21 protein-coding genes and 1 pseudogene are annotated in these 26,220 nt (G+C 71.8%); 12 read left to right on the top strand and 10 right to left on the bottom strand.

All coding sequences use genetic code 11. The features are described from left to right. Positions 1-47: 47 nt before the first annotated feature. Together ACVW00_RS12890 and ACVW00_RS12885 are read right to left on the bottom strand one after the other, a co-directional pair. Positions 48-320, bottom strand: a complete 273-nt coding sequence (locus ACVW00_RS12890; RefSeq protein WP_457111299.1) for a hypothetical protein — start codon at positions 318-320, stop codon at positions 48-50. Between the two features lie 150 nt (positions 321-470). Further along, positions 471-2,855: a LuxR C-terminal-related transcriptional regulator gene (locus ACVW00_RS12885; protein ID WP_457111298.1), complete on the bottom strand. Its 2,385-nt coding sequence runs from the start codon at positions 2,853-2,855 to the stop codon at positions 471-473. 121 nt (positions 2,856-2,976) lie between these two features. Here ACVW00_RS12885 and ACVW00_RS12880 point away from each other — a divergent pair, with 121 nt between their 5' ends. After that, positions 2,977-3,549: a TIGR03086 family metal-binding protein gene (locus ACVW00_RS12880; RefSeq protein ID WP_457111297.1), complete on the top strand. Its 573-nt coding sequence runs from the start codon at positions 2,977-2,979 to the stop codon at positions 3,547-3,549. A gap of 113 nt (positions 3,550-3,662) precedes the next feature. Here the strand turns inward: ACVW00_RS12880 and ACVW00_RS12875 are convergent, their stop codons facing one another. Continuing rightward, positions 3,663-4,568 carry a haloalkane dehalogenase gene (locus tag ACVW00_RS12875; RefSeq protein ID WP_457111296.1) on the bottom strand — a complete coding sequence of 302 codons (906 nt, stop codon included), beginning with the start codon at positions 4,566-4,568 and terminating at the stop codon, positions 3,663-3,665. Between the two features lie 49 nt (positions 4,569-4,617). Beyond that, the gene (locus ACVW00_RS12870) at positions 4,618-5,454 is read right to left on the bottom strand and encodes a hypothetical protein (RefSeq protein WP_457111295.1); all 837 of its coding nucleotides are present in this window, start codon (positions 5,452-5,454) and stop codon (positions 4,618-4,620) included. 108 nt (positions 5,455-5,562) lie between these two features. On the opposite strand from ACVW00_RS12870, the gene ACVW00_RS12865 reads away from it, so the two are divergent. Together ACVW00_RS12865 and ACVW00_RS12860 are read left to right on the top strand one after the other, a co-directional pair. Further along, positions 5,563-6,357: a thymidylate synthase gene (locus ACVW00_RS12865; protein ID WP_457111294.1), complete on the top strand. Its 795-nt coding sequence runs from the start codon at positions 5,563-5,565 to the stop codon at positions 6,355-6,357. Continuing rightward, positions 6,347-6,844 (top strand): dihydrofolate reductase, encoded by a 498-nt coding sequence (locus ACVW00_RS12860; RefSeq protein ID WP_457111293.1) that lies wholly within the window; start codon positions 6,347-6,349, stop codon positions 6,842-6,844. The genes ACVW00_RS12865 and ACVW00_RS12860 overlap by 11 nt, the downstream gene beginning before the upstream one ends. 2 nt (positions 6,845-6,846) lie before the next feature. Here ACVW00_RS12860 and ACVW00_RS12855 read toward each other — a convergent pair whose 3' ends face one another. Then, the gene (locus ACVW00_RS12855; RefSeq protein ID WP_457111292.1) at positions 6,847-7,518 is read right to left on the bottom strand and encodes a hypothetical protein; all 672 of its coding nucleotides are present in this window, start codon (positions 7,516-7,518) and stop codon (positions 6,847-6,849) included. Between the two features lie 102 nt (positions 7,519-7,620). Here ACVW00_RS12855 and dapA point away from each other — a divergent pair, with 102 nt between their 5' ends. The 4 genes from dapA to ACVW00_RS12835 all read left to right on the top strand — a co-directional run bounded on the left by dapA (position 7,621) and on the right by ACVW00_RS12835 (position 12,864). After that, positions 7,621-8,514, top strand: coding sequence for a 4-hydroxy-tetrahydrodipicolinate synthase (dapA, locus tag ACVW00_RS12850; RefSeq protein ID WP_457111291.1), 894 nt, complete (start codon positions 7,621-7,623; stop codon positions 8,512-8,514). Positions 8,515-8,587: 73 nt separating this feature from the next. Further along, complete coding sequence (locus ACVW00_RS12845; protein ID WP_457111290.1) at positions 8,588-10,279, top strand: ribonuclease J; 1,692 nt, start codon at positions 8,588-8,590, stop codon at positions 10,277-10,279. Position 10,280: 1 nt separating this feature from the next. After that, positions 10,281-10,958 (top strand): hypothetical protein, encoded by a 678-nt coding sequence (locus tag ACVW00_RS12840; RefSeq protein ID WP_457111289.1) that lies wholly within the window; start codon positions 10,281-10,283, stop codon positions 10,956-10,958. 112 nt (positions 10,959-11,070) lie between these two features. Then, positions 11,071-12,864, top strand: a complete 1,794-nt coding sequence (locus tag ACVW00_RS12835; protein ID WP_457111288.1) for a sensor histidine kinase — start codon at positions 11,071-11,073, stop codon at positions 12,862-12,864. On the opposite strand, the gene cydD is transcribed toward ACVW00_RS12835, so the two are convergent. The 4 genes and pseudogenes from cydD to ACVW00_RS12815 all read right to left on the bottom strand — a co-directional run. Further along, positions 12,814-16,284 carry a thiol reductant ABC exporter subunit CydD gene (gene cydD, locus ACVW00_RS12830; protein WP_457111287.1) on the bottom strand — a complete coding sequence of 1,157 codons (3,471 nt, stop codon included), beginning with the start codon at positions 16,282-16,284 and terminating at the stop codon, positions 12,814-12,816. The two genes, ACVW00_RS12835 and cydD, sit on opposite strands and share 51 nt — an antisense overlap. A 10-nt stretch (positions 16,285-16,294) precedes the next feature. Further along, complete coding sequence (cydB, locus tag ACVW00_RS12825) at positions 16,295-17,323, bottom strand: cytochrome d ubiquinol oxidase subunit II (protein ID WP_457111286.1); 1,029 nt, start codon at positions 17,321-17,323, stop codon at positions 16,295-16,297. 9 nt (positions 17,324-17,332) lie between these two features. Beyond that, positions 17,333-17,761, bottom strand: coding sequence for a cytochrome ubiquinol oxidase subunit I (locus ACVW00_RS12820; protein ID WP_457113110.1), 429 nt, complete (start codon positions 17,759-17,761; stop codon positions 17,333-17,335). 133 nt (positions 17,762-17,894) lie between these two features. Then, a pseudogene (locus ACVW00_RS12815) lies at positions 17,895-18,782 on the bottom strand (cytochrome ubiquinol oxidase subunit I); the annotation flags it as partial. A 111-nt stretch (positions 18,783-18,893) separates the two neighbouring features. Here ACVW00_RS12815 and ACVW00_RS12810 point away from each other — a divergent pair. Beyond that, positions 18,894-19,415 carry a mycothiol transferase gene (locus ACVW00_RS12810; RefSeq protein WP_457111285.1) on the top strand — a complete coding sequence of 174 codons (522 nt, stop codon included), beginning with the start codon at positions 18,894-18,896 and terminating at the stop codon, positions 19,413-19,415. A gap of 40 nt (positions 19,416-19,455) precedes the next feature. On the opposite strand, the gene ACVW00_RS12805 is transcribed toward ACVW00_RS12810, so the two are convergent. Continuing rightward, positions 19,456-20,442: a TolB family protein gene (locus ACVW00_RS12805; protein ID WP_457111284.1), complete on the bottom strand. Its 987-nt coding sequence runs from the start codon at positions 20,440-20,442 to the stop codon at positions 19,456-19,458. Positions 20,443-20,642: 200 nt separating this feature from the next. Between ACVW00_RS12805 and ACVW00_RS12800 the strand changes: the two genes are divergently transcribed. From ACVW00_RS12800 to ACVW00_RS12785, 4 genes are all read left to right on the top strand, one after another. After that, the gene (locus ACVW00_RS12800) at positions 20,643-21,038 is read left to right on the top strand and encodes a BlaI/MecI/CopY family transcriptional regulator (protein ID WP_457111283.1); all 396 of its coding nucleotides are present in this window, start codon (positions 20,643-20,645) and stop codon (positions 21,036-21,038) included. After that, positions 21,035-21,907, top strand: coding sequence for a M56 family metallopeptidase (locus ACVW00_RS12795; RefSeq protein ID WP_457111282.1), 873 nt, complete (start codon positions 21,035-21,037; stop codon positions 21,905-21,907). Before ACVW00_RS12800 ends, ACVW00_RS12795 begins: the two co-directional genes overlap by 4 nt. An 86-nt stretch (positions 21,908-21,993) precedes the next feature. After that, complete coding sequence (locus tag ACVW00_RS12790) at positions 21,994-24,504, top strand: DNA translocase FtsK 4TM domain-containing protein (protein WP_457111281.1); 2,511 nt, start codon at positions 21,994-21,996, stop codon at positions 24,502-24,504. Next, a complete protein-coding gene (locus ACVW00_RS12785) occupies positions 24,501-26,219 on the top strand; it encodes a RodZ domain-containing protein (protein WP_457111280.1) in 1,719 nt (572 codons plus the stop codon). The genes ACVW00_RS12790 and ACVW00_RS12785 overlap by 4 nt, the downstream gene beginning before the upstream one ends. The last annotated feature ends 1 nt before the right edge of the window (position 26,220 follow it).

The following is a 26,220-nucleotide window of genomic DNA, read 5'->3' as shown; positions in this document are numbered from 1 at the left end:
ACCCCCTGCGCTGACGCCGGGGGTCTCTCGGGACCTGTGGTGGCCGGTCAGGCGTTGAAGCTGCCGAGGTACTGGCCCAGCGAAGGCCTGCCCAGGTGGCCGGCCTCCTGCATGATGCCCGGCGTCTCAGGGTCGGTGGCGAACGCCGTCCAGCCGTCCTCGTCCCAGTCGAAGACCGCCCACACGCGGTCCTCCTCGATCGGGTCGCGGTAGACCGTGGCCCCCTGCGAGCCGTGCGAGCCACGCTTGTCGGCTCCCTTCGTGCCGAACACCTCGAGGAAGTGGTCGAGGTCCTTCACCTTCGTCGTCGCGAGCATCATGTCGTCGTCCTCCCGTGGTGGACCTGTGGGGCCCGGTGTCCCCGGCCTGGTGGCCGGTTGACCCGAAGCCTCCGGCAATCCGGGCCCGAGCACATGGGGAGATTCCCCCATTTGGGGTCCCCAGGTGGGCACGGCGGGTGCCCAGGGGGCTCACGCGTGCTCTGCGGCGACGACCTCGTGGTCGAAGGCCCACCGGGTGGCGGCGGCCCGGTTGGTGACACCGAGCTTGATGTAGATGTGCTGGATGTGGTTGTCGGCGGTCTTGGCCGAGATGAACAGGCGCTCGGAGATCTCGCGAGTGCTCTCTCCGCCGGCGATCAGGCGCAGCACCTGAGTCTCCCGGGCGGTCAGCCCGGCCGCCCCGGCGGCGTCCTGGCCGGCGGCGGTCAGGGCACGGCGGGCGAGGTCAATCTGGTGCAGGGCGTACGCCGCCGTGTCGCGAACGTCCATCGCGGCGCCGGCGGCCTCGAACCGCTCTGCCGCCTCCTGCCCGAGCTGCTCGTCGAGCCGTCCGCGGAGATCGGCGAGGCCCGGCACGTGGTGCGCGCTCCCCGCCTCGCCGGCCATCGCGCCGAGGAGCGTCCGGGCGACCCCCGCACGGTCGAGCCGCGCGAACAGCGCGGGCAGGCTCGCCAGTGAGATCACCAGCTGCGATGCGGCGCCGGAGCGCACGAAGGCCCCGATGGACACGTCGAAGAGGCTCAGTGCCGTCTCCAGCTGGCCGTCGGAGGTGTGCAGCAGCGCGGCGTCGCGGGCCACGAATCCCTCGAAGAACCTGACGTCGTGCTCGCCGAGGTAGGTCACGGCCTCGTCCCAGGTGCTGAGAGCCCGCTCCGGGTCGGCCTTCGAGTAGGCCAGCCCGACGATCCAGAGCGAGTAGGTGACCCAGTAGGGGTTTCCGAGCTCGCGTGCGGCCGCCAGCGCCGGCTCGGCGAGCTCCAGCGCCTCCTCGACGCGTCCGGCCGACTGCAGGCCGTCGACGTACGCCGCGATGCCGTAGGCCCGCGCGGTGCCGGGCAACGCCGCAACCTGGCTGGTCAGCTCGACGTAGCGGTCGAGGTTGCCGCTGTAGGCCTGGCCCAGGGCCTCGATGAACGTGGCGTAGCCGGGCTCGCACGACTGGTAGCCGGGCCGGCCCTCCAGCTCGGTGGCCCGGTGGGCGTTCGCGGTCGCCGTCTCGGCACGGCCGACGAAGCAGGCGTACCCCGCGGCGGCGTACAGGCGTGGCAGCCACCGGACGCCGGCACGCTGCGCGGCGGGGACGGCCGCTTCGGCCCATCCCGTGGTCTCGAAGAGCTCGACGGAGAACCCCATCAGGGCCGCGTGCGCGGCGATCGCCGTGGCGGTCTCGACCTGAGCGCGTTCCAGGCTCCACCGGTACGCCGATCGCAGGTTGGCCAGCTCGACCTGCACCCAGTCGACCTGCGTCCGCCACTGGGGGCCGTTCCAGAGCTCCCACCGCCGCACAGCCTCGCCCGCGAGGTGGGACGCGTGGCGGTCGCGGGTCTCCGCGCCCTCCCCGGTGTCCGCCAGCTGCTCGTCGGCGAACCCCCGGATGGTCTCGAAGAGGCTGTACCGGGTCGTTGCGGAGCCGAGGTGGGCGATGACGAGGGACTTGCGCACCAGCGAGTCCAGGATCCGCAGCACCTCGATGTCGTCCTCCGCCTCGGCGACAGCGCACAGGGCCGCCAGGTCGAAGCCACCTGAGAACACCGAAGCGGTCCGGAGGATCGCGCGCTCGGCGTCGTCGAGGAGGTCGTAGGACCAGGCCACGGTGTGGCGCAGCGTCGTCTGCCGATCGGGGCCGAGCTCGGGTCCTGTCAGCAGCCGAAAGCGGTCGCCGAGCCGGTCGGACACCTCGACCGCGCTCATCGCTGCCATCCGGGCCGCGGCCAGCTCGATCCCGAGCGGCAGCCCGTCGAGGGTCGCGCAGATCCCGATCACGGCGTTCGCAGTCTGCTCGTCGAAGATGCCGAACCCGGTCCGCACCGCACGAGCCCGTTCGACGAAGAGGGTGACCGCGTCGGAGGTCACTCCGTCGACGGCGAGCGGCGCGACGGTCAGGACTGCCTCGCCCGGCACGCGCAGGTGCTCCCGCGAGGTCGCCAGGACACGGGGGAGGTCGGAGCGCTCGAGGATCTCGCCGATCGCCGCTGCGGCGGCCGTGAGCACGTGCTCGCAGTTGTCGACCACGACCAGCACGCGCCGACCGGCCAGGGCCTCGGCCACCGTGTCCATGACGCGCGCGCCGCCCTGCGCGGTGATCCCCAGGGCGGAGGCGATCGCGTCCGGGACCGCCTCGCCATCGCCGACGGGCGCCAGCTCGACCAGCCACACACCGTCCGGGAACTCCTCGGCGAGCTTCGCGCCGACCGCGAGCGCGAGCCGCGTCTTGCCGACGCCTCCGACGCCGGTCAGGGTGACGAGGGGTCGCGTGCGGACCAGCGCGGCCACCTCGGGCAACTCCCGGGAGCGCCCCACGAGAGTGGCGGCCGTGGAACGTGGCAGGTTGCCGTGGCCGGACGGGGCACTCACCGCGTTAGTCTGGCACCGACGTCGCCACACGCGCAGGATCGGCGCTGCCGATCCTGACGACGGGGCTCGGGATGGCCGCGCTGCCTGGTCGGATCTGCCGACCGGCGAGGGAAGGTGCGCGATGGATCACCTGATGCTCCTGGAGTACGCCGAGGGCCAGCTGGCCGACGTGATCGACGGGCTCGGCGAGGCGGAGATGGAGGTCGTCACCAACTGCCCGCCGTGGACGGTACGCCGCCTCGCCAGCCACGTCCTCAAGAACCAGCTGTTCTGGGCGGGCACCGTGACCGGCCAGCAACTGATGACGCTCGAGGAGTCGATGGGCGCCGTCCCGTACGACGGTGACCTCGGCCCGATCGCCGACGAGGTCATCCCCCGGGCGCTCGAGCTGTGGCGCAGCGACGGGGTAATGACGGCGCAGCACGACACGCCCTTCGGCGTCCTCCCCGGCACGGTCGTCGTGGACTTCGCGATCATCGACGCCGCCGCGCACGCCTGGGACCTGTCCGCGAGCCTGGGCCGCGCGATCGACTTCCCGGCGGACACGCTCGCGGCGATGGCCGACGTCGTGGCGCTCACGTGCACCGAGCACACGGTCGAGCTCGGCCTCGTCAAGCCGCCGACGGAGCCGCCCGGCGACGCGACCGGCACCGAGCTCCTGATGGCGACCGCGGGCCGGACCATCGCACGCTGACAGCTCGCGCCGTGAGACCTGCTCGCGAGCAGGCCCGAGACTGCCGGGGGCGAGTCCGCTCTCCCGATGCCGACCGGGGTGCTCCGAATCCGGCGACTGTGGGGTCGAGGCCCTCAACGAGCCATGAAGTCCGCGATGGCCCGACCGAGCTCGTCGCCCGCGTCCTCCTGCAGGAAGTGGCCGGCGTCGCGGATGGTCGGGTGGCTCAGGTCCCGGGCGCCCGCGACGAGCTTCTCCAGGATCGGTGCCATCGCGCCGGTGATCGGGTCGCTGTCGCTGAACGCGACCAGGAACGGCTTCTCGCTCGCCGACAGCACCGCCCAGGCCGCACGGTTGGCCTCGCCGGCCGGATCGTCGGGGCGGGTCGGCACGAGTCCGGGCATGGCCCGGGCGCCGGCCTTGGCGCGCTCCTCGGGGAACGGCGCGTCGTAGGCCTCACGGATCTCGTCCGCCATCGGGCGCACACAGCCGGCGGCCACCAGACGACCGATGTCGAGCACGTCGGCGCTCTCGACCGCGCCGCGGAAGAGCCACCACAGCTCGGGCATGTCGAAGTCGCCGGTCGGCAGCCCGGTGTTCGCTGCGACCACCCGGCTGAACCGGTCGGGGTGCTCGGCGTACAGGCGCAGCCCGATCAGTCCGCCCCAGTCCTGGCCGACCAGGGTGACGTCGCGCAGGTCGAGGTGGTCGAAGGCCAGCTCCCGGGTCCACTCGACGAGCCGGGCGTAGGAGTAGTCGGCCTGGTGGACGGGCTTGTCGGAGCGGCCGAAGCCGACCAGGTCGGGCGCCACGCACCGGATGCCGCGCTCGGTGAGGACCCGGATCACGTGCCGGTAGAGGAACGACCACGAGGGCTCACCGTGCAGCAGCAGCGCCACCGGTCCGTCGGCAGGCCCGGCGTCGACGAAGGCCATGCGCAGCGTGCCGCCGTCGGGGTCGGCGACGTCGGCGTACGCCGGCTCCCAGGGGAAGTCCGGCACCTGCGCGAAGGCAGCCTCGTCGGTTCGGTAGACCTCCATGCCGGCCAGTCTCGCAGGGGCGGCACGACCCGGCCTGCGGCGAGAGCCGTCACCCCTGGGAGCGCGCCTCGTCGGCTTCCTCGTGGTCGGTGACCTCGTCGAGCAGCTCGAGGCGCGCTTCGGCACCGCACAGCACGACGCCCGCGGTGACGCTGACCGCGAACGCGAACACGGCCGGCGGCCACCACCCAGACCTCACCTCGTCGCCGAAGGTGGCCAGCCCGACGACCGCCGGGATCACGGTGGAGAGCAGTACGACCGGCGACGTCGTCGCCGTCACCGAGGCGCGCTTCATCGCCGCGGAGTAGAGCACGAAGCCGAGGGCGCCGAAGAGACCGATGCTCAGGGCCGGGGCGATCGTGTGCACGTCGAGCGTCGGGTCGACCAGCGCCCGGGTGGCGACCGGCGAGCCGCCGTACGCCGTGCCCGCCAGGATGCCGAGCACCACCCCGCTCAGCTCGCCGCCCCAGCGCCAGACCACGAGGCCGAGCAGCGCGTTGGTGCCCAGCAGCGCGTAGAGCACGATCGTCGTCGTGGTGGAGAACTCCGAGCTGCCCACGTCGCCTGCGGAGACCGCGAGGAGGGTCAGCCCGCCGGCCATGGCGGCGACCGCCCCCCAGTGCCTGCCGGCCAGCGGCTCGCCCATCACGAAGGCGGCGACCAGCGCCGTGACCACGAGGGACGCGCCGACGCCGACCTGCGCGAGGTAGAGGGGCAGCTCGCCGATGGCGACCAGGTGCAGCACCCACCCGACCAGGTAGCCGAGCAGCACCGCGGCCATCGGCGGCGAGAACAGCCCGCGGCGCCGGATCACCGCTGCCTGGGCGACCGACACGCAGCCGAAGATCGCCGCGGCCACGAGCGCGGCGGTGAGTCCCAGGAGCACCCTCGGAGTCTGACACGCACGCCGAACGGGGCCCGGTCAGGGAGCGGTCTCGGCATCTCCCCGCGGTGTCGTCGCCGGCGGCGGTGGTTCCGGGGTTAGGTTCTCCCCATGCAGAGCTACCTCGACCTCGTCCGCCGGATCCTCGACGAGGGCGTGGAGAAGTCCGATCGCACCGGCACCGGCACGCTCAGCGTCTTCGGCCACCAGCTGCGCTTCGACCTCGCCCGGGGATTCCCGCTGGTGACGACCAAGAAGGTGCACACCCGGTCGGTGTTCGCCGAGCTGCTGTGGTTCCTGCGCGGCGACACCAACGTGAAGTGGCTGCAGGACCGCGGCGTCACCATCTGGGACGAGTGGGCCGACGAGAACGGCGACCTCGGCCCGGTCTACGGCTACCAGTGGCGCTCCTGGCCGGCGCCGGACGGCCGGCACATCGACCAGCTCGGCCAGGTCGTCGAGCAGATCCGTCGCGACCCCGACTCCCGGCGGCACATCGTGTCGGCCTGGAACGTCGCCGACATCCCGGACATGGCGCTCGCACCGTGCCACACCATGTTCCAGTTCTACGTCGCGGACGGCCGGCTGTCGTGCCAGCTCTACCAGCGGTCGGCCGACGTGTTCCTCGGGGTGCCGTTCAACATCGCGTCGTACGCGCTGCTCACCCACATGGTCGCCCAGGTGACCGGGCTCGAGGTGGGCGACTTCGTGCACACCCTCGGCGACGCCCACCTCTACACCAACCACCTCGAGCAGGCCCGGCTCCAGCTCTCCCGCGAGCCACGGCCGCTGCCGACCCTCGTGCTCGACCCCTCGGTCACCGAGCTGGACGCCTTCGACCTCGAGCACATCGCGATCGAGGGCTACGACCCGCACCCCGCGATCAAGGCACCCATTGCCGTCTGAGGCGCGTGCCGCGATCACCCTGGTCGCGGCCGTCGCGGACAACGGCGTGATCGGCAACGCCGGCGACATCCCGTGGCGGATCCCCGCGGACTTCGCACACTTCAAGGCGCTCACGCTCGGGCACGTGCTGGTGATGGGGCGCGCGACCTACGACTCGATCGGCCGGCCGCTCCCGGGACGTACGACGATCGTGTTGACCCGCGACCCGGGCTGGACCGCGGACGGCGTACTCGTCGCGCCGAGCCTGGACAGCGCACTCGAACGCGCGGCCGACCTGCCCGGCGAGGTCTACGTCGCCGGGGGAGCGGCGGTCTACGCCGAGGCGATCGAGCGGGCGCACGCGCAGGTGCTCACCGAGGTGCACCTGCGCCCGGAGGGTGACACCCGCTATCCGGCGTTCGACCGCAGTGACTGGGTCGAGACCCGGCGCGAGCAGCACCTCGGGGCCGAGGTCCCGCACGAGTTCGTCTGGCTCGAGCGAGCCTAGGGTCAGCGAGCGGCAGCGGCGACCAGCCGCAGCATCCGTACGACGAGGTCGCGCACGGCGGTCTCGGACAGCGCCTTGTGCTGGATCACCCACACGCTGAGGGTCCGCGACCCGACGTGCACCGCACCGGCGCCCTGCACCTCGTTGCCGCCGAAGACGGTGCCGGTGACCACGAACGCGCCGGAGCCGATCCCGGAGAGGTCCTGGGGCTCGCCCTCGACCGCCGACGTTGCGTCGGTCTTCGCGGCCTCCATGCCCGCGTAGGCGGTGTCCTTGACGGTGACCGACGGAGCCTTGGCATCCACGTGGTCGAACTCGCAGCCGCCGCCGGGCAGTCCGGCGCCGCGCACCCCGGAGCCGATCACGGTCCCGACCTGGCTGGCGGTGAGCTTGCCGCACACGCCACCGCCGGCCGTGAACGGCTCGTCGTCGCCCACGCTGTCGCCGTCGCCGGCGGTCGGTGAACCGGTCGGGGTCGGGGAGGGGCTCGCGGTGGCGTGCGGCTTCTTCGTCGGGGTGGGGGTCGGCGTGACCGGAGCAGCCGTGGTCGGGCTCGACCCGACGGTGGAGCCGAGGGCGCCCTGGTCGGAGTCACCGCTGCTGCCGCCGCAGGCGGCGGCGAGGGTCAGGATGCCGGCGAGCGCCGTCGCGGACGCGATGCGGGTGAGGCTCATGGGGGTGAAGGTACCGTGCGCACCGCGCACCGGTGGGGACATCCGGACCGCGTGGGCAATGGCAGCGAAACCCTGCCGAGGCGGCGCACTAGCCTAGGTCCCATGAGCCTGCCTGACGCGCCGTTCGGTCGCCTGTTGACCGCCATGGTGACTCCCTTCGCCGAGGACGGATCCGTCGACCTCGACGGAGTCGCCCGGGTGGCCGACCACCTGGTCAGCACCGGCAACCAGGGCCTCGTCGTCTCCGGGACGACCGGCGAGTCGCCGACGACCACGGTGGAGGAGGACGGCCAGATCCTGGCCGCGGTCAAGGACGCTGTCGGCGACCGAGCCACGGTGGTGGCGGGTGTGGGCACCAACTCCACGGGCCACTCCATGGAGCTCGCTCGTCAGGCGGCGAAGATCGGCGTCGACGGGATGCTGCTGGTCACGCCGTACTACAACAAGCCGTCGCAGGCCGGGGTGCTCGAGCACTTCCGGCGGGTGGTCGAGGCCGGCGAGCTGCCGACGATGCTGTACGACGTCCCGGGCCGCACGGGCACGACCATCGCGCTGGAGACCTACGCGCGCGCGGCGGAGTGGGACCGGGTCATCGCCGTCAAGGACGCGGTGGGCGACCTGCCGCGGGCGGCGAGGCTGGTCGACCTCGGCTACGCGGTCTACTCGGGCGACGACCCCGCCACGCTCGGTTTCCTGTCGCACGGTGGCTGCGGGCTGGTCTCCGTCGTCGGCCACGTCGCGAGCCCCCAGCTGGCCCAGATGATCGACGCCTTCCTCGCCGGTGACCACGCGGCGGCGCTGGCGACGTACACCAGGCTCCTGCCGGCGTTCGACGCCGTGATGGGCGTCGCCAACTACGGCGCCACCACCGCCAAGGCGGCGCTGCAGCTGGCCGGGGTGCTCGACAACAGACGGGTCCGCGGCCCGCTCCTCGAGCTCGACGACCAAGAAGTCGCAGCGCTGCGCGACGGCCTGACGGTGGCGGGTCTCCTGTGAGCGAGCGCAGCGAGCTCACCGTTCAGCACTGTGAGTCCGGCTCGTGCCTGGCCGATGCGAAGCGAGGCCTGGCATGAGTCATCCGCATCCGGAGCTGACGATCCCCGGCCCGCTTCCCAAGGGTGGCCTGCGCGTCACGGCGCTGGGCGGGCTCGGCGAGGTCGGCCGCAACATGACCGTCTTCGAGTACGACGGCCGGCTGCTGGTCGTCGACTGCGGTGTCCTGTTCCCCGAGGAGACCCATCCGGGCGTCGACCTGATCCTCCCCGACTTCGACGCCATCCGTGACCGCCTCGACACCATCGACGCGGTCGTGCTGACCCACGGCCACGAGGACCACATCGGCGCGGTGCCGTACCTGCTGCGGGAGCGGGAGGACATCCCGCTGGTCGGCTCGCAGCTGACCCTGGCGCTGGTCGGGTCCAAGCTGCGAGAGCACCGGCTGAAGAACACCGTCCAGCACGTCGTCGCCGAGGGTGACCGGGTGAGCTTCGGGCCCTTCGAGCTCGAGTTCGTCGCGGTCAACCACTCGATCCCCGACGCGCTCGCGGTCGCGATCCGGACCGGTGCCGGGCTGGTGCTGCACACCGGCGACTTCAAGATGGACCAGCTGCCGCTCGACGGCCGGATCACCGACCTGCGCGCCTTCGCCCGCCTGGGCGAGGAGGGCGTCGACCTGTTCCTCACCGACTCGACCAACGCAGAGGTGCCCGGCTTCACGACGTCGGAGAAGGACATCGCCCCGGTCCTGGACAGGGTGTTCCACCAGAGCGGCCAGCGCATCATCGTGGCCTGCTTCGCCTCCCACGTCCACCGGGTCCAGCAGATCATGGACGCCGCCGCCGACCACGGCCGCAAGGTCGCCTACGTCGGCCGCTCGATGGTCCGCAACATGGCGATCGCCCGGGACCTCGGCTACCTGACCGTGCCGCCCGGTCTGCTGGTCGACGCGAAGGCGCTGGCTGACATGCCCTCGGAGAAGGTCGTGCTGATCTCGACCGGCTCGCAGGGCGAGCCGCTCTCGGCGCTCAGCCGGATCGCGCAGCGCAACCACAGCTTCGTGAGCCTCGAGGAGGGCGACACCGTCATCCTCGCGAGCAGCCTCATCCCCGGCAACGAGAACGCGGTGTTCCGGGTGATCAACGGGCTGATCCGGGGCGGCGCCAACGTGGTCCACAAGGGCAACGCCCTGGTCCACGTGAGCGGCCACGCGAGCGCGGGCGAGCTGCTCTACTGCTACAACATCATCAAGCCGCGCAACGTGATGCCCGTGCACGGCGAGTTCCGGCACATGAAGGCCAACGCCGACCTGGCGATCGCGTCCGGGGTGCCGGCCGACCGGGTCGTGCTGGCCGAGGACGGCATCGTCATCGACCTCGTCGACGGCAAGGCAGATCTCGTCGGCAAGGTCGACTGCGGCTACGTGTTCGTCGACGGCCAGTCGGTCGGCGACATCACCGAGAGCAGCCTGAAGGATCGCCGGATCCTCGGTGAGGAGGGCTTCGTCTCGGTCATCGTCGTGGTCGACTCCCAGACCGGCAAGGTGCTCAGCGGGCCGGAGATCCATGCGCGAGGGTTCGCCGAGGACGACAGCGCCTTCGACGCCATCCGGCAGCCGATCATCGACGCGCTCGCGAAGGCGTTCAGCGAGGGCGTCGACGACACCCACCAGCTGCAGCAGACGATCCGGCGGGTCGTCGGCCGCTGGGTGAGCAACACCCACCGTCGTCGCCCGATGATCATCCCGGTCGTCCTGGAGGCGTGAGGTGGAGCCGGTCCCGGGGCCGCCGGCGGAGGCGGACTTCGTCAGCTACCAGCAGTGGGGCGCGGACTTCTTCGCGGAGGCGGTCAGCGGGGACCGGATCCTCGGCGCGGTCGACAACATCGCCGGCCAGCCGATCGACTTCGGCCCGATCGGCGTCGGCCCCGGCAAGATCGCCAAGGTCCGCGCGTACGGCGCGATCGGCTCCGCCACGGCCAGCCGGATCGCCGGGGACGAGATCAGCTATCGGGTAGAGCTGCCGGTCGACCTCACCTTCGAGCTGGACCTGCAGGTCGAGACGCACACGTTCCACGCGGAGCTGCTGGTCCCGCTCACCTTGACCGCGCGGGCGGTCAGCGGGATCCGCGTCTACATCGAGGTGGTCCCGCCCACCAGCTCAGAGGTGCAGGTGCAGGTGCGGGCCGAGGGCCTGCGCGCGTCGATCATGCAGCGGGTCGCGAACGTCGAGGGCGAGCTGCGCCGCTTCGTCGCCCGGTACGTCGCCCGCGAGGTCGCCAAGCCGCACATCGCGGCCGCCCGGCTCATCGACGTCGCCGGCGCGATCGACCGCGCCTGGGCGACGATCTCGCCCGACTCGACCCGCTCTGCGGTCACCGAGGACCTGAACGAGGCGCTGGAGTCGGAGATCAGGGAGAACGAGGACACGTTCCTGGAGATGTAGCACCGCCCGGTTCGCAACATTTGAGACTTTCGCGTTCTCTGGCATGTTGACCGCGGCGGGCCCTAGTCTGGACCCAGCGCGCAGGGGGATTGCGCCCGGGGAGTGAAGGACCATGACTGCGAAGGACGCACCGCGCCCGGACGGCGTGCGGAAGCTCTACGAGCTCATGCGCCGGGTCAACTCCTCCGGTGACACCCTCGACGTGCTCGAGGAGATCGCCCGGGGGGTGGTCGAGGTGCTCGGGTTCGGCATCGCCGCGATCGCGCGGCTCGAGGGCGACACCCTCGTGATGACGACCGTGGCCGGCCCCGACGACGTGCGCGACCAGATCATCGGCCGGCGCACTCCGGTCTCGGTGATCCTCAACGAGTTCGCCCAGGCAGACGAGTGGGGGATCCTGCGCTACGTGCCGCACGGCCGGCTCCCCGACGAGGTCATGGGCGCGGCGTGGATCCCCGACTTCGCGCCCGGCGACGAGGAGGACGCCTGGCACCCGCTGGACGCGCTCTACGCCCCGCTCTACAGCGCCACCGGCGAGCTGCTCGGCAACATGTCGGTCGACCTGCCGCCGGACAACCGGATCCCGGGTCGCCGTGACCGGGAGCTCCTCGAGATGTTCGTCGTGCAGGCGGGCCTGGCGATGTCCAACGCCCAGCAGCGCGAGCGCCTGGCCGAGCAGGTGCGGCTCGGCGAGACCCTGCAGCGCGTCACCGCGGCCGACCGGCTGCTCGGGCTCGACCTGACCCTGCACGAGGCGGCCGAGGCGATCGCGAGCGGCCTGCGGGCCACCCAGGTCTGGGTGCACTGCTTCCCCGACGGCGAGGCGGGTGGCACCGAGTACTCCGCGGGCTACCCCGACCGGGCGCCGACGCACCGGCACGACAGCGTGCGCCGCGACCTGGCGCGGGCGGCCCACGAGCTCGGCCGGCCCCTGGTGGTCGCCCGCGAGACCGCGGAGCCCAGCCTGTGGGGTGCGCAGAACATCCTCGACCTGTACGGCGCGGCCAGCCTGGCCGCCGTACCGGTGGCCGCGGGGCGTGAGCTGCTCGGCAACCTGGTGGTCCTGCGCGGCACGGACGTGGCCGAGCTGACCGAGGCCGAGGTCGACGCGGTCGACCAGATCAGCCGCGAGCTCGGCCGGATGGTGCTCAACACCCGGCTCTACGAGACCGAGCGGCGACTCGTCGCCGAGCTGCAGGAGATCGACCGCTACAAGGGCGAGCTGATCGCCACCATCTCGCACGAGCTGAAGACGCCGCTCACCTCGATCATCGGGCACACCGAGCTCCTCGAGGAGATCGACACCACGGGTGACTCGATCCAGGCGATCTCCCGCAACGCCCAGCGGCTCAACCGGCTGATCGAGAACCTGCTGAACTACTCGCGCATCCAGGACCGGCGCGAGCACGTGCGCCGGGCGGTCGACCTCACCACGGTCTGCGAGAACAGCCTCGACCTCCTCGCGCTGCAGGCCGAGCAGGGCGGGCTGCCGTTCAAGCTGGTCTGCCCGCCGGAGCCGGTGGTCGTCTACGGCGACCCCGACGAGCTGGCCCGGGTCATCGACAACATCCTGAGCAACGCGGTGAAGTACACCCCGCCCGGCGGCAGGATCGACGTCGCGGTCAGCCGCGACGGCGCCTGGGCCGAGGTGGCCTGCACCGACAACGGCCTGGGCATCTCCGAGGTCGACCAGACGCACCTGTTCTCCGCGTTCCACCGGTCGAGCAATCCCGAGGCGCTGTCGATCCCGGGCACCGGCCTGGGCCTGGCGATCTCGCGGCGGATCGTCGAGATGCACGGCGGCGACATCGTGGTGGAGTCCACGCTCGGCGAGGGCAGCACCTTCCGCGTGCGGCTACCCGTGGGTGAGCGGGCGCTCGCCGAATGGCCGGTCCAGGAGCGCTGACGGCTCGCTGCTCGTCGCACCGAGGTCGACGACGGCGTCCATCTCGGCCAGGCCGACGTGCTCATGGGTGATCCAGACCAGGGAGCGCCCGAGCCGGGCGGCCAGGACGGTGTCGGTGACGGCCCGGGCGGTCGCGGTGTCGAGGTGCGCCGTGGGCTCGTCGAGCACCAGCACCTCCGCGTCCGCGAGCAGCGCGCGACAGATCCCGATGCGGGCGCGCTCGCCGCCGGAGACACCGGTCCCTCCGTCGCCGAGCGAGGTGTCGAGTCCGTGACGCAGCCTGGCGTACCAGTCACCGAGCCCGGCCGCGGACACGGCGGCGAGGAGGGCAGCGTCGTCGGCCTCCGGTGCGGCCAGCCGCAGGTTCTCGCGGAGCGACGAGGCGAAGACGTACGGGTCGTCGTCGACCAGGCCGACGTGCCGGCGAAGCTGGTGGGAGCCGATCCGCTGGGCGTCGAGACCCCCGAGCCGGTAGGTGCCCCGGATCGGGGCGAGGTGGCGGACCAGGGTCGCGGCCACCGTCGACTTGCCGGAGCCCGAGGGCCCCACGACGCCCAGCGCACGGCCCTGCGGTACGTCGACGTCGAGGTCGCTGACGACCACGCGGTCCGTCCAGCCGAGGGCAACCTGCTCGAGGCGCACGTCGAACGGGTCGGTCGGCGCCACGGGCACGACGGGCTCGGTGACGGCAGGGGGAAGCTCCTCGAGGGCAGCAAGCCGCGCACGCGCGGCACGGGTGCGCACCGCCGTCGAGGCGCTGTCCGGCAGGGTGGCGAGCACGTCGTGCATCGCGAGCGGCAGCAGCACCAGCATCGCCGTCATCGGACCTGACACCGCGCCGACGGCGAGGGCGGGGGCCGCCAGCCACGCGGTGCCGGCGACGGCCAGGCCGGTGAGCACCAGCAGCAGCGCCCTCGCCGCGGCCTGCGAGCGGGCACTGCGCCGGGCCGCAGTCACGAGCCGGCCACCGATCTGCCCGGTGCGCGCGACGGCGTCGTCGTCGACTCCCCAGAGCACCAGCTGACGGGCTGACTGGAGGGTGGCGACGATCTCGGCGGAGAGCGTGGCCCGCTCGGCGACGAACGACGACTCCGCCTGCCGTGAGCCCCGCCACGCGAGTGCGAACGCGGCGGCGCCGCCCCCGAACGCCAGGCCGGCGACGGGCTGCGCGGCGGCCGGGTGCACCAGCAGCGCGACGAGCGTGGCCAGCACGGCCGTGCCGGCTGCGGCGAGCACGGGCTGCCGGACCCGAAGCTGCTCGTCGAGCTGGGCGTCCACGTCGTCGACGACCGCGCTCAGCAGGTCGCCGCGGTGGCGGCCGAGGCGGGCCGGCGAGAGCGGTACCAGGACGTCGTACACGTGGGCACGGGTCTCGGCGAGCAGTCGAAGCGCGGCATCGTGCGAGACCAGCCGCTCGGCGTACCGCAGCGCGGGTCGCGCGAGACCGAACGTGCGGACGCCGACGATCGCGACCATGAGCATCAGGACCGGCGGGTGCTGCGCGGACCTGGCGATCAGCCACCCGGCCGTCGCGGTCAGGGCGACCCCGGACACCGACGCACTCGTCGCGAGGGCGGCACCGAGGGCGAGCCGTCGCCTCCCGCTCGAGCGCCCGGTCGTCGGGTCCGTCGAGACGCTCTGGTCGACCTCCGTGCGCTGCTCGCCAGCGGGCTGCGTGGTGACCTCGAGGTGCGGCTCGACCGACGTGTCCGGAACGTCCGGTGCGGACAGGGCGATCACGTGGTCGGCCGCGCCGACGACCGCGGGGCGATGGGCCACGACGACGACGGTGGCGTGCTGGGCGAGCCGCGTGAGCGTCGCCAGCATCACCTGCTCCGTCTCGGCGTCGAGGTGGGCCGTGGGCTCGTCCAGGACGACGTAGGGCCGGTCGGCGACCAGCACCCGTGCCAGCGCCAGGCGGGCCCGCTGTCCCGCGGAGAGGCCGGCGCCGTCCTCGCCGAGGGGTGTCTCGATGCCCAGCGGCAGGCCGGCGACCACCTCCTGGAGCGCGACGTCCGCCAGCGAGCGCCAGAGCTCCCTGTCCTCGGCGCCGGGGCGGCCGATGCGCAGGTTGTCCGCGATGGTGCCGGCGGTCAGCCAGGGTGTCTGCGGCACCTGCGCGACGAGGTGGCGCCACTCAGCGGGATCCACCGGCTCACCTGCGAGCGTGATGTCGCCGTGATCGGCCGGCAGCTCGCCGAGCAGCGCCTGGAGCAGCGTGGACTTGCCCGACCCGGAGGGCCCGACGATCGCGGTCAGGCCCGGTGCCGGGATCGTCGCGTCGGGCAGCACCAGTGCCGGCCGGGTGCCGTCGGGGTAGCCCACGACGAGGTCGCGGATGTGCAGGGGCACCGGGTCGACGCGGGTCTCGAGACGGGTCGCGCCCTCCCTCGCGAGCTCGGGTGTGCGCCGACCCTCCTCGACCTGCGCGCCTGATCCTGGCCCTGGCGTGCCCGGGCTCGGGGCGCCTGCCTCCTCGAGCAGGTCCTGGACCGCGACCAGGGTCGCGACACCCTCTGACGCGGAGTGGAACTCTGCCCCGACCCGCCGCAACGGCCAGTAGGCCTCGGGGGCGAGCAGCAGCACGACGAGTGCCGTGCGCAGGTCGAGCCCGCCGGTGGCCAGGCGCAGGCCGACGCTGACGGCGACGAGTGCGACCGACAGGGTGGCGATCAGCTCGAGGGCACCGCTCGACGCGAACGCCAGCTTGAGCGTGTCGAGCGTGGTCCTGCGGTACCGGTCGGTGACTGCCCGGATCCTGCTCGACTGTGCCTCTGCCCGGTTGTGCGTGACCAGCGTGGGCAGTCCACGGACGACGTCGACGAAGTGGCCGGCCAGGCGGGAGAGCGCGCGATACTGCCGATCGGCCCGGTCCCGGGTCGCCATCCCGATGAGGACGGCGAAGACCGGCACGAGCGGAAGGGTGGTCAGGACGATCACCCCGGCCCAGAGGTCCTGGCTGAAGATCAGTCCGACGGTCAGGGGCGGCAGGACCGCGGCCACCACGAGCGTCGGCACGAAGCGGGTGAGGTAGGGCTCCACCGCGGCGACGCCGCGGGTCGCGAGCAGGCCGAGCTCGCCGCTCCGGTGCCGGGACAGGCCGACTGCTCCGAGGTCGATGGCGGCGCGGAGCACCTGCGTGCGCAGGCTCCTGGACACCTGACCTGCCGCGCGGGCGGCGGCGGCATCGGCGTACGCGCCGACCGCGGCACGGGCGAACGCCGTACCGACGACCGACAGGGCCGCGGCGTGCCAGCCGCCCCCGTCGGCAGAGCTCAGCAGCTGCGCCACGAGGGCCGCGACGGCGAAGGCCTGCGCGGTGACCAGAGCGCCGCCCAGCACCCCGCCGAGGACCACCCCGGCCAGGGCGGACCTGGCCGGGGCGAGCAACGGCAGCACCCGTGGGTCGACCGGCTTCATCGCGGCGCCGTCAGCGGGCGCTGACCGGCACCTGGGCCGGGTCGATCGCCGGGATGTGGTGGGTGGCGATCCGCTTGCGGAACACCCAGTACGTCCAGCCCTGGTAGACCAGGACGACGGGCGTGAAGATCACCGCGACCCAGGTCATCACCGTCAGCGTGTAGCCGGTCGCGGACGCGTTGGACGTGGTCAGCGAGAAGCCGCTGCTGGTGGTCGAGGGCATCACGTCCGGGAACAGCGCGAAGAACAGACCGGCAACCGCGAGCGCGATCGTGACGAAGGTGCCGACGAAGGCCCAGCCCTCACGCCCCTTCCAGGCGGCGTAGATCCCGCTGACCAGGGCGAGAGCGGCGAGCACGAACGCGACGGCGGAGGACGCCGACCCCGTCTTGGCCTGCGTCCACACCAGGAACGCGACAGCCACGACGGCGGCGGCCAGCCCGAGCTGCACGGAGAGCGCCCGGGCGCGGTGCCGGATGTCACCGTCGGTCTTCAGGGCGATGAACATCGCGCCGTGGGTCGCGAACAGCAGCAGCGTGACGACGCCACCGAGCAGGCCGTAGGGGTTCAGCAGGGTGAACAGGTTGCCGGTGAACTCCTTGTGCGCGTCGATCGGTACGCCGGCGACGATGTTGGCGAACGCAACGCCCCAGAGCAGCGCAGGGACGAACGAGCCGATGGTCAGGCTCAGGTCCCAATTGCGGCGCCACGCGTCGTCGTCCTGCTTCGCCCGGTACTCGAAGGCGAGGTTGCGCACGATCAGCGCGAGCAGGATCAGCAGCAGCGGCAGGTAGAACCCGCTGAACAGGGTGGCGTACCACTCGGGGAAGGCGGCGAACGTCGCACCTCCTGCGACCAGGACCCAGACCTCGTTGCCGTCCCAGACCGGGCCGACGGTGTTGTAGAGGACCCGGCGCTCGGTGTCGTCCTTGGCGATGACCGGCAGCAGCATGCCGACGCCGAAGTCGAATCCCTCCAGGGTGAAGTAGCCGATCCAGAGGACGGCGATGAGTGCGAACCAGACGGTCGTGAGCTCCATGGTCTGCTCCTAGTAGGCGAACGCGAGCGGGCGGTCGTCGTCGGCGTCGGCGGGGTCGGGTGGCTCCTCGTAGGCCGGGGCGCCGAGCTTGATGTAGCGCCACATCAGCCCGAACTCGACGACGGCGAGCACGGCGTACAGGAGGGTGAGGGCGATGATCGAGACCCAGGCCTCGAAGACCGAGACGCCCGGCGAGACCGCCTGCTGGGTGGTCATCAGTCCGAAGACGGCCCAGGGCTGGCGGCCCATCTCGGTGAACAACCACCCCCAGGAGTTGGCGAGCACCATCGCGATCGGCAACACGATCGCGAGCCGTGGCCACCAGACGCCCAGGGGTCTGCCGCCGTTGCGGGTGATCAGCAGGATCAGCGCGGCACCGGCCGCGGCGAAGACGCCCAGCCCGATCATGAAGCGGAAGGACCAGTACGTGACCGGGATGATCGGCGTGTAGTCGCCGGGGCTGTAGTACTTGGCCCCCGGGTTCCTTGCCGTACCTGGCCTTGTACTGGTCGCGGAGCTGGTTGATGCCGTCGACCTTGCCGTTGGTGGAGCCCGTGGCGAGGAAGGACAGCAGGTGCGGCACAGTGACCGAGAACTTCTCCTGCTTCCCGTCGGGCGTGCCCCAGGTGAAGATCGAGAACGACGCGGGCTTCGACGTGTCGTAGAGCGCCTCCGCGGCAGCCATCTTCATCGGCTGCACCTCGGTCATGATCTTGCCCTGGATGTCGCCGCTGATCGCGACGCCGAGACCCGCGAACAGGGTGATGGCGGCGCCGATCCTGACGGCCTTCAGGTAGAGCGGTGCGTCGCTCTCGTTGCTGACCGCACGACGCTCCTTGAGGTGCAGGTACGCCGCGACGCCGAGCACGAAGGCGCCTCCGGTCATGTACGCCGACATCACCACGTGCGGGAACGTCACCAGCTGGACCTTGTTGAACATCACCGCCCAGAAGTCGGTGAGCTCGGCGCGGCCGGTCTTGGCGTCGTACTTGTAGCCGACCGGGTGCTGCATCCAGGAGTTCGCGGCGAGGATGAAGTAGGAGGAGAACAGGGTGCCGATGTGCACCGCCCAGATCGTCGCCGCGTGGACGTTCCTCGGCAGCTTCCCCCACCCGAAGATCCACAGTCCCAGGAACGTCGACTCGAGGAAGAACGCGAGCAGCCCCTCGATCGCCAGCGGTGCTCCGAAGATGTCGCCGACGAAGCGTGAGTAGTCCGACCAGTTCATGCCGAACTGGAACTCCTGGACGATTCCGGTGACCACGCCGATCGCGAAGTTGATCAGGAACAGCTTCCCGAAGAACTTGGTCAGCCGGAGGTACTCCTCCCTCCCTGTGCGCACCCAGGCGGTCTGGAAGGCCGCGACGATCGCGCTGGTGCCGATGGTGATCGGCACGAAGAGGAAGTGGTAGACCGTGATGATTCCGAACTGCCAGCGGGCGATGTCCGTGACATCCATGGGGGGTGCTCCCGTCGAGACAATGATCTCCTACACAACGTAGTAGATAGTACTCGACGCCCGCGGTGCCGCGGAGGGGACAAGGTCCCCGGCGTGCGGGACAGTGGTCACATGGACATCGGAGAGCTCTTGAGTGATGCGCTCGGTCGCGTGCGGGACGACGTCCCCGGAGTGGTCGGCGGCCTCGACGCCGACCAGCTGGCCTGGCGCCCCGACGAGGGATCGAACTCGATCGCCTGGCTGGTGTGGCACCTCACGCGCGTCGAGGACGACCACATCGCCGAGGTCGCCGGCACCGAGCAGGTGTGGACCGCCGACGGCTGGTACGACCGGTTCGGGCTGCCGTTCCCGCCGGAGGTGCACGGCTGGGGCCAGAGCGCCGACGAGGTCGCCCGCGTGCGGGTCGAGCGCGACCTCCTCGTCGGCTACCACGACGCCACGGCCGCTCGCGCGGTCGAGTACGTCGGCAGCCTCTCGGCGCACGACCTGGACCGGATCGTCGACGAGCGCTGGGACCCGCCGGTGACCCTCGGCGTCCGGCTGGTCAGCGTGGTCAACGACGCGACCCAGCACCTCGGCCAGGCGGCGTACCTGCGGGGACTGCTCGACCGCGGGCACGCCGCCGGAGGCTGAGGACTCCGTCTCCAGGGACCAGGGATCCCTCGAGCCGGCTCTACCGCGCGAGCGGGTGGCTGCCCCAGTCGGGCGCTTCGCTGGACTCGGACGCGTCTCCATGGGTGACCTGGACCAGGCCGCTGCCGTCCGGCCGGACGGAGTAGACGTTGCGGCCCAGCGCGTCGTCGCCGTTGCCGAAGACGACCCGGGTGCCGTCGGGTGACCACCGTGGGTCGAAGCAGCCGCCTGCGTTCGGGTCGCTGTTCAATCCGCCGCACCCGAAGGCCGGGTGGGCCGGGATCTCGCGCAGCCCGGTGCCGTCGGCGTGCACGATCCACATCGAGCTGTGCACGTCGGGTGTCACGTGCCGCGAGAACACGATGTCGTTGCCCTGCGGGGACCAACCGGCGGAGCAGCACGTCACGCCGGCCGGAGCGATCCGGCGCTCGTGGCTGCCGTCACTTGCCACGACGAACAGGCCGAGGTTGTTGCCGTCTCCGTCGCTGCGGATGAACAGCAGGCTCTTGCCGTTCGGCGAGTACGCGGCCGGCGTGTCGTCCCCGAACGGGTTCGACGTCACCATGCGCAGGTCCTGTCCGTCGGAGATGCGGATGGTGTAGATCCCGTTGCGGCTCGGGTCGTCGTCGCTCCAGCTCTCGCAGGCCAGCCGTTCGGCGTCGGGCGTCCAGAGGTAGCACGCCGTGGTCAGGGTCGGGTCGGGCCCGGGGATCTCCCGGTAGTCGCCGGTGTCTGGATCGATGATCGTCGCGCCGTCGGCGCCGGAGAGCGGTGTCCCGCAGGTGGCGATCAGGCTGCTGTCCGGCGACCAGTGCGGACACTCGGTCGCGAACGGCACCACCTGGTGCTCGTTGGTGCCGTCCGGGTTGACGGTGTACAGCACGGTGTCGTCCAGGGACGGGTCGTACCGGGCGAAGAGGATCTCTCCGCTCGGACGACTCGGGTTCGCAGTCGCCGCGAGCGGGATGAGTGCCGGGAGCGCTGCCGTGAAGGCGACTCCGAGGGCGAGCAGGATCCGTGTCTTCATTTGCTCTCCTTGGTCCGGATGCGCTTCATGGCGAAACACATGCATCGACCCTTCGTACGGTGCTCCTCCGGCGGCGCGCGGGAATCCGTGCCAGCCCTGAACTTCGGGCCGGGCGGTCGCGGACGACCGGCCAGGTCCGCGAGCCGGCGACGTCGGGCGGCTCGCCGACTCCTGCCTACTACGTCAGGTAGTATCTGGGCGTGGCCCGCTCCAACCTCGGTGATCTCGAGCGCAGCGTCCTGGAGACGCTGTGGGGCGCCGGCGACGGCTGGCTGACCGTGCGCGAGGTGCACGAGGTGCTCGCGAAGGATCGCGACCTCGCCTACACGACCGTGATGACCGTGCTCGACCGGATGGCCCGCAAGCAGATCGTAGAGCGCGAGCGCGAGGGCCGCGCATGGCGGTACCGGCCGACGCAGAGCCGCGGCGCGATGACCGCCGAGGTGATGCGACAGGCGCTGGGGGAGTTCGCCGAGGAGACCAACAAGCGCGACCGGGAGGCTGCGCTGGTCGCCTTCGTCGGCGAGGCGAGCGCCGCTGACCGCCGGGCCCTGCGCGACGCGCTCGCCGAGCTGGAGCGCCGCTCCAAGTCATGACGACGGCGGTGCTGGCGGCGCTGGCGATCGTGCTCGCCGGCCCGGTGCCGTGGGCCCTCACGCACCTCCCCGGCCTCCGGCGCACGCCGCGTGCGGCGATGGTGCTCTGGCAGTCGGTCGCGCTCGCCGGAGTTCTGGCCGCTCTGGGTGCCGGGCTGTCGCTGGTGACCTCGCGGCTCGACGACGACAGCTCGGTCCTCGCGTACGCCGTCACGGCTCTCCCGCTCGCCCTCACCGGCCTGGTGCTCGCCCGGCTGCTGCTCTCCGGCCACCGCGTCGGCACCGACCTGCGCGGCCTGCGCCGGCGGCACCGGCAGCTGGTCGACCTGCTGGCCGAGGACCGCGGCGGCGTCCGTGTGCTCGAGCACGCGGCGCCCACGGCGTACTGCCTGCCCGGGCTGCGCTCGCGGGTGGTGGTGAGCACCGGGACGGTGCAGTCGCTCGCTCCCGGCGAGCTCGCCGCTGTGCTCGCGCACGAGCGCGCCCACGTGCGGGCGCGGCACGACCTCGTGCTCGAGGCCTTCACGGTGCTCCAGCGGGCCTTCCCTGCCGTGGTCACGTCGAAGCAGGCGCTCGAGGAGGTCCGGCTGCTGGTCGAGGTGCTGGCGGACCGTGCCGCTCGCCGACGGCACGGAGCGAAGCCGCTCGTCAGCGCCTTCCAGGCGCTGGCCGCAGGAGGCGCAACCGCAGCACCGGAGTCGGCGCTCGCTGCTTCGGGCACGGGCCTGCGGGCTCGCCTGGATCTGCTGCTCGACGAGGCCCGGCATCCGGTCCAGGCGGTGGTGGTGCTGCTGATCGCCGCAGGCGTGCTCGTCCTCCCGACGCTGCTCGTCGTGCTGCCGTGGCTCCACGGCCTCGCCGGCGGCTGACCGGCTTCGCAGAGCCCCGCGACACGAAACCGCCGCGCGGCGTGTGACGCATGGGACCTGTGGGGAAATCCCGTACATTGCGGAGCATGGCGACCCGTACGTCTTCCCCGCCGGCGTCGCGTAGCAGGAGCACGTCTCGCAAGGGCGGCTCGAGCTCGCGGTCCCGGTCGTCGGGAAGCTCCACGACGAGCAGGCGCAAGCCTGCCCGCAAGCCGACGAAGGCCAAGCGCCCGGCACCGCGCGCGGTGCGCAACGGGCCGGGACCGGTCTCGCGGACCTTCGGGGCGCTCGGCCGCGGCGTCTCCGGGGTGTGGTTGGGCGTCGCCGGGGGAGTGGGCGCGGGAGCGCGTCGGATCGGCCAGGGCGCCCGCGACCTCGAGCCGGAGCACCGCCGTGACGGCGCCGGGCTGTTCCTCGTCGCCCTCGCGGTCGTCGTGGCCGCGTCCGTGTGGTGGCAGCTGCCGGGGTCGATCTTCGCCGGCACCCGCGCCGTCGTGGCCGGCTCGGTCGGCCTGCTCGCGTGGTTCGTCCCGCTGATGCTGTGCTACGTCGCGTGGCGCAACCTGCGCGACCCCGACGCCAACGGCCCCGCCGGAAGGCAGATCGTCGGCTGGGCCGCGCTGCTCTTCGGCACGCTCGGCATCATCCACATCGCCAACGGCTCGCCGAAGCCCGAGCTCGGCGACACCACCAAGCTCCAGCAGGCGGGTGGCGCACTCGGGTTCGTCGTCGCCAAGCTGCTCACCGACCTGCTGCACACCGGGTACGTCGTGGTGCCGTTGCTGGTGCTGCTCGCGCTGTTCGGCGTGCTCGTGGTCACCGCCACGCCGGTCTACCAGGTGCCGGCCCGGCTCCGGCACGCGCGCGACCGCCTCCTCGGGCGCCACGTCGAGGAGGAGCCCGTCGAGGAGACCACCGCCACGAAGCGGCGCCGTCGCCGGGCGCTCGACGACCTCGACCCCGAGATGGGCGACCCGGCGTACGACACGCCGCTCCTGGAGGGCCGTGAGCTCACCAAGCGGGGCAAGTCCGTGCCCGACCCGGAGCCGGAGGAGGAGAAGGCAGAGCTCGAGCCGCCCCCGCACACGCCATTGCCGGCCCGCGTCGAGCAGCTGAGCCTGTCCGGCGACATCGCCTACTCGCTGCCGGAGAACGACATCCTCAAGCCGGGCAGTGCGCACAAGGCGCGCACGAAGGCCTCCGACGAGATCGTCGAGCGCCTCATGCAGGTCTTCGAGGAGTTCGAGATCGACGCGCAGGTGACCGGCTACACCCGCGGCCCGACCGTCACGCGGTACGTCGTCGAGCTCGGTCCCGCGGTGAAGGTCGAGAAGATCACCAACATCGCGAAGAACATCTCCTACGCCGTCGCCTCGGCAGACGTGCGGATCCTGTCGCCGATCCCGGGCAAGTCCGCGGTCGGCATCGAGATCCCGAACGTCGACAAGGAGATCGTCTCGCTGGGTGACGTGCTGCGGTCCAACACCGCGCGCGGTGACCACCACCCGATGGTGGCCGGGCTCGGCAAGGACGTCGAGGGCGGGTTCGTGGTCGCCAACCTCGCCAAGATGCCGCACCTGCTGGTCGCCGGCGCCACCGGATCGGGAAAGTCGAGCTTCATCAACTCGATGATCACCTCGGTGCTGATGCGGGCGACGCCCGACGAGGTGCGGATGATCCTGGTCGACCCGAAGCGGGTCGAGCTCAACGCCTACGAGGGCATCCCGCACCTGATCACGCCGATCATCACCAACCCGAAGAAGGCCGCCGAGGCGCTGCAGTGGGTCGTGCGCGAGATGGACATGCGCTACGACGACCTCGCCAACTTCGGCTTCCGGCACATCGACGACTTCAACAAGGCGGTGCGGGCCGGCAAGGTCAAGGTGCCACCCGGCAGCGAGCGTCAGCTGTCTGCGTACCCCTACCTGCTGGTGGTCGTCGACGAGCTCGCCGACCTGATGATGATCGCCCCGCGCGACGTCGAGGACTCGATCGTCCGGATCACCCAGCTGGCCCGAGCGGCCGGCATCCACCTGGTGCTCGCCACCCAGCGACCGTCGGTCGACGTGGTCACCGGCCTGATCAAGGCCAACGTGCCGTCGCGGCTGGCGTTCGCCACCTCCAGCCTCGCCGACAGCCGGGTCATCCTCGACCAGCCGGGCGCGGAGAAGCTGGTCGGCCAGGGAGACGGGCTGTTCCTGCCGATGGGGGCGTCGAAGGCGGCCCGGATCCAGGGCAGCTGGGTGACCGAGGCGGAGATCCACCAGGTCGTGCAGCGGTGCAAGGACCAGCTCGAGCCGTCGTACCGCGAGGACGTCACCGCGCCCCAGCAGTCCAGGCGCGAGCTCGACGACGACATCGGCGACGACCTCGACCTGGTGATCCAGGCCGTCGAGCTGGTCGTGTCGACCCAGTTCGGCTCCACCTCGATGCTGCAGCGCAAGCTGCGCGTCGGCTTCGCCAAGGCGGGGCGATTGATGGACATCCTCGAGAGCCGGGGCGTGGTCGGCCCCAGCGAGGGTTCCAAGGCTCGGGACGTGCTGGTCAAGCCAGACGACATCGACGCGGTCGTCGCGACCCTCCAGGGGGAGCTGTGACGTCAAGGACCACTTCAGGCGCCCATGCGGAGGAGCGCACCGGCATCGACGAGGCCGTCGTCGTGATCCGCCGCAACGTGTGGCTCAGCGGCGTCGTCGCCGGCCTGGCCGCGGTGATCGGCCTGGGCTACCTCCTTCGTGGGCACGGACTGCTCGACACGCTGGCCGGGCTGGTGCTGCTCCTCGTGGCGGCTCTGCACGTGGTCGTGCTCGCGTCCGCGCGCGTCCCGGTGCTCGTCGCGGACGAGCACGGCATCCGGCTGCGGGTGGGCCTCACCTGGCGCGGACTGCCGTGGGGATCGCTGCGCCAGGTCGTCGTCGAGCACGCCGACAACCCGCTGCGCGAGGGCCGGCTGGTCGTCGTACCGCGCGACCCGCGATCGTCCATGGACTACCTGACCGTGCTCGGCAGGCTCAACCTGCGCTGGAACGAGCTCTGGTACGGCGCCGCGCTCAGCGTGCCGCTCGGTCTCACCACGACCACCGACAGCACCGACCTCGGCGGTGACCTCTCCGCCCTGGCCGACGGCCGCACCGACGTGGTGCACCTCCGCGGGCGCCAGCTCGCGCAGCTCGACGAGGTGGTGGCTCCGCCAAGACCCGAGGTCGAGCCGGAGGCCGCTTTCGAGCTGCCCCCACCACCTGAGGACGACCTCGACGACGAGCTTTCCGGGGACGGTCAGGGGGGACTCGAGGGCGCCGTCATGCCCGGCGAGGTCCACGGCGACGTCGAGACGACCGACGAGATCGTGCTGCCGGAGCCCGTCGACCCGGTGCGGCCACTGAGCCTGCCGGCGAGGGTCGAGGTCCGGCTGGACGATCCGGCGATCGGCCGCGAGTCGGGGCACGTCGTGCCCGCCCAGCGCCTGCCTGACCTGGAGGCTCCGCAGCCGCACCTCGACGAGCAGGAGGTCCCGGACCTCGTCCACGCCGAGGCCTGGGAGGACGTACCCGTCGAGATCGAGGTCGACGACCTCACCGTGCACGCCCCGCACGAGCCGGTCATCGGCGCGAAGATCGTGCACGCCCGCGAGATGCTCGACATGAGCATCGAGGAGCTCAGCGAGCGCACCCGGATCCGCCCGCACGTCCTGGAGGCCATCGAGGTCGACGACTTCGGACCCTGCGGCGGTGACTTCTACGCACGCGGCCACCTGACCACGATCAGCCGCGTCCTGGGCCTGACGCTCGAGCCGCTGATGAAGGAGTACGACGACCGGTACGCCGGCGGCCCCATCAACGCTCGTCGCGTCTTCGAAGCGGAGCTGGCCACCGGGATGAGCAGTGGGATGCGCGCCACCCGGGGCGGTCCGCAGTGGACGATGCTGATCGGCGCGGTGCTCTGCCTCGCGCTCGTGTGGGGCGTCGCCCGGCTCCTCTCCGGCGATCCCAGCCAGGTCGCGGTGCCTCCGGCCGGCGGCGGTGAGTCGGCCGGCCTGGCCGCCCATCAGCAGCCGATCACCTCACCGCTGATGAAGACCACCCCGATGACCGTGACCGCCGCCCACGCGGGTGCGCACGTCGCGGTCAAGGACCGCACCGGACGTGTGCTCTGGTCAGGCGACCTCCCGATGACCCACCACCGCAAGATCGTCGGACTGGCACCGTTCAAGGTCGAGACCGACAACGGCGGCGCGATCGAGGTGACCGTCGACGGCGACGCGATGGGCACCGTCGGCGTCGCGGGCAAGGCCGGCTCGAAGCGCTTCGGCTGAT

The sequence above is a fragment of the Marmoricola sp. URHA0025 HA25 genome, from assembly GCF_054059435.1.
This window is presented reverse-complemented; position numbering and strand designations above follow the sequence as displayed.

Coding starts and splice junctions, on each gene's coding strand:
- ACVW00_RS12835 (WP_457111288.1), top strand. CDS start 11,071: ATGACTGCGAAGGACGCACCGCGCCCGGACGGCGTGCGGAAGCTCTAC.
- ACVW00_RS12890 (WP_457111299.1), bottom strand. CDS start 320: ATGATGCTCGCGACGACGAAGGTGAAGGACCTCGACCACTTCCTCGAG.
- ACVW00_RS12855 (WP_457111292.1), bottom strand. CDS start 7,518: ATGAGCCTCACCCGCATCGCGTCCGCGACGGCGCTCGCCGGCATCCTG.
- cydD (WP_457111287.1), bottom strand. CDS start 16,284: ATGAAGCCGGTCGACCCACGGGTGCTGCCGTTGCTCGCCCCGGCCAGG.
- dapA (WP_457111291.1), top strand. CDS start 7,621: ATGAGCCTGCCTGACGCGCCGTTCGGTCGCCTGTTGACCGCCATGGTG.
- ACVW00_RS12875 (WP_457111296.1), bottom strand. CDS start 4,568: ATGGAGGTCTACCGAACCGACGAGGCTGCCTTCGCGCAGGTGCCGGAC.
- ACVW00_RS12880 (WP_457111297.1), top strand. CDS start 2,977: ATGGATCACCTGATGCTCCTGGAGTACGCCGAGGGCCAGCTGGCCGAC.
- ACVW00_RS12865 (WP_457111294.1), top strand. CDS start 5,563: ATGCAGAGCTACCTCGACCTCGTCCGCCGGATCCTCGACGAGGGCGTG.
- cydB (WP_457111286.1), bottom strand. CDS start 17,323: ATGGAGCTCACGACCGTCTGGTTCGCACTCATCGCCGTCCTCTGGATC.
- ACVW00_RS12845 (WP_457111290.1), top strand. CDS start 8,588: ATGAGTCATCCGCATCCGGAGCTGACGATCCCCGGCCCGCTTCCCAAG.
- ACVW00_RS12810 (WP_457111285.1), top strand. CDS start 18,894: ATGGACATCGGAGAGCTCTTGAGTGATGCGCTCGGTCGCGTGCGGGAC.
- ACVW00_RS12805 (WP_457111284.1), bottom strand. CDS start 20,442: ATGAAGACACGGATCCTGCTCGCCCTCGGAGTCGCCTTCACGGCAGCG.
- ACVW00_RS12795 (WP_457111282.1), top strand. CDS start 21,035: ATGACGACGGCGGTGCTGGCGGCGCTGGCGATCGTGCTCGCCGGCCCG.
- ACVW00_RS12790 (WP_457111281.1), top strand. CDS start 21,994: ATGGCGACCCGTACGTCTTCCCCGCCGGCGTCGCGTAGCAGGAGCACG.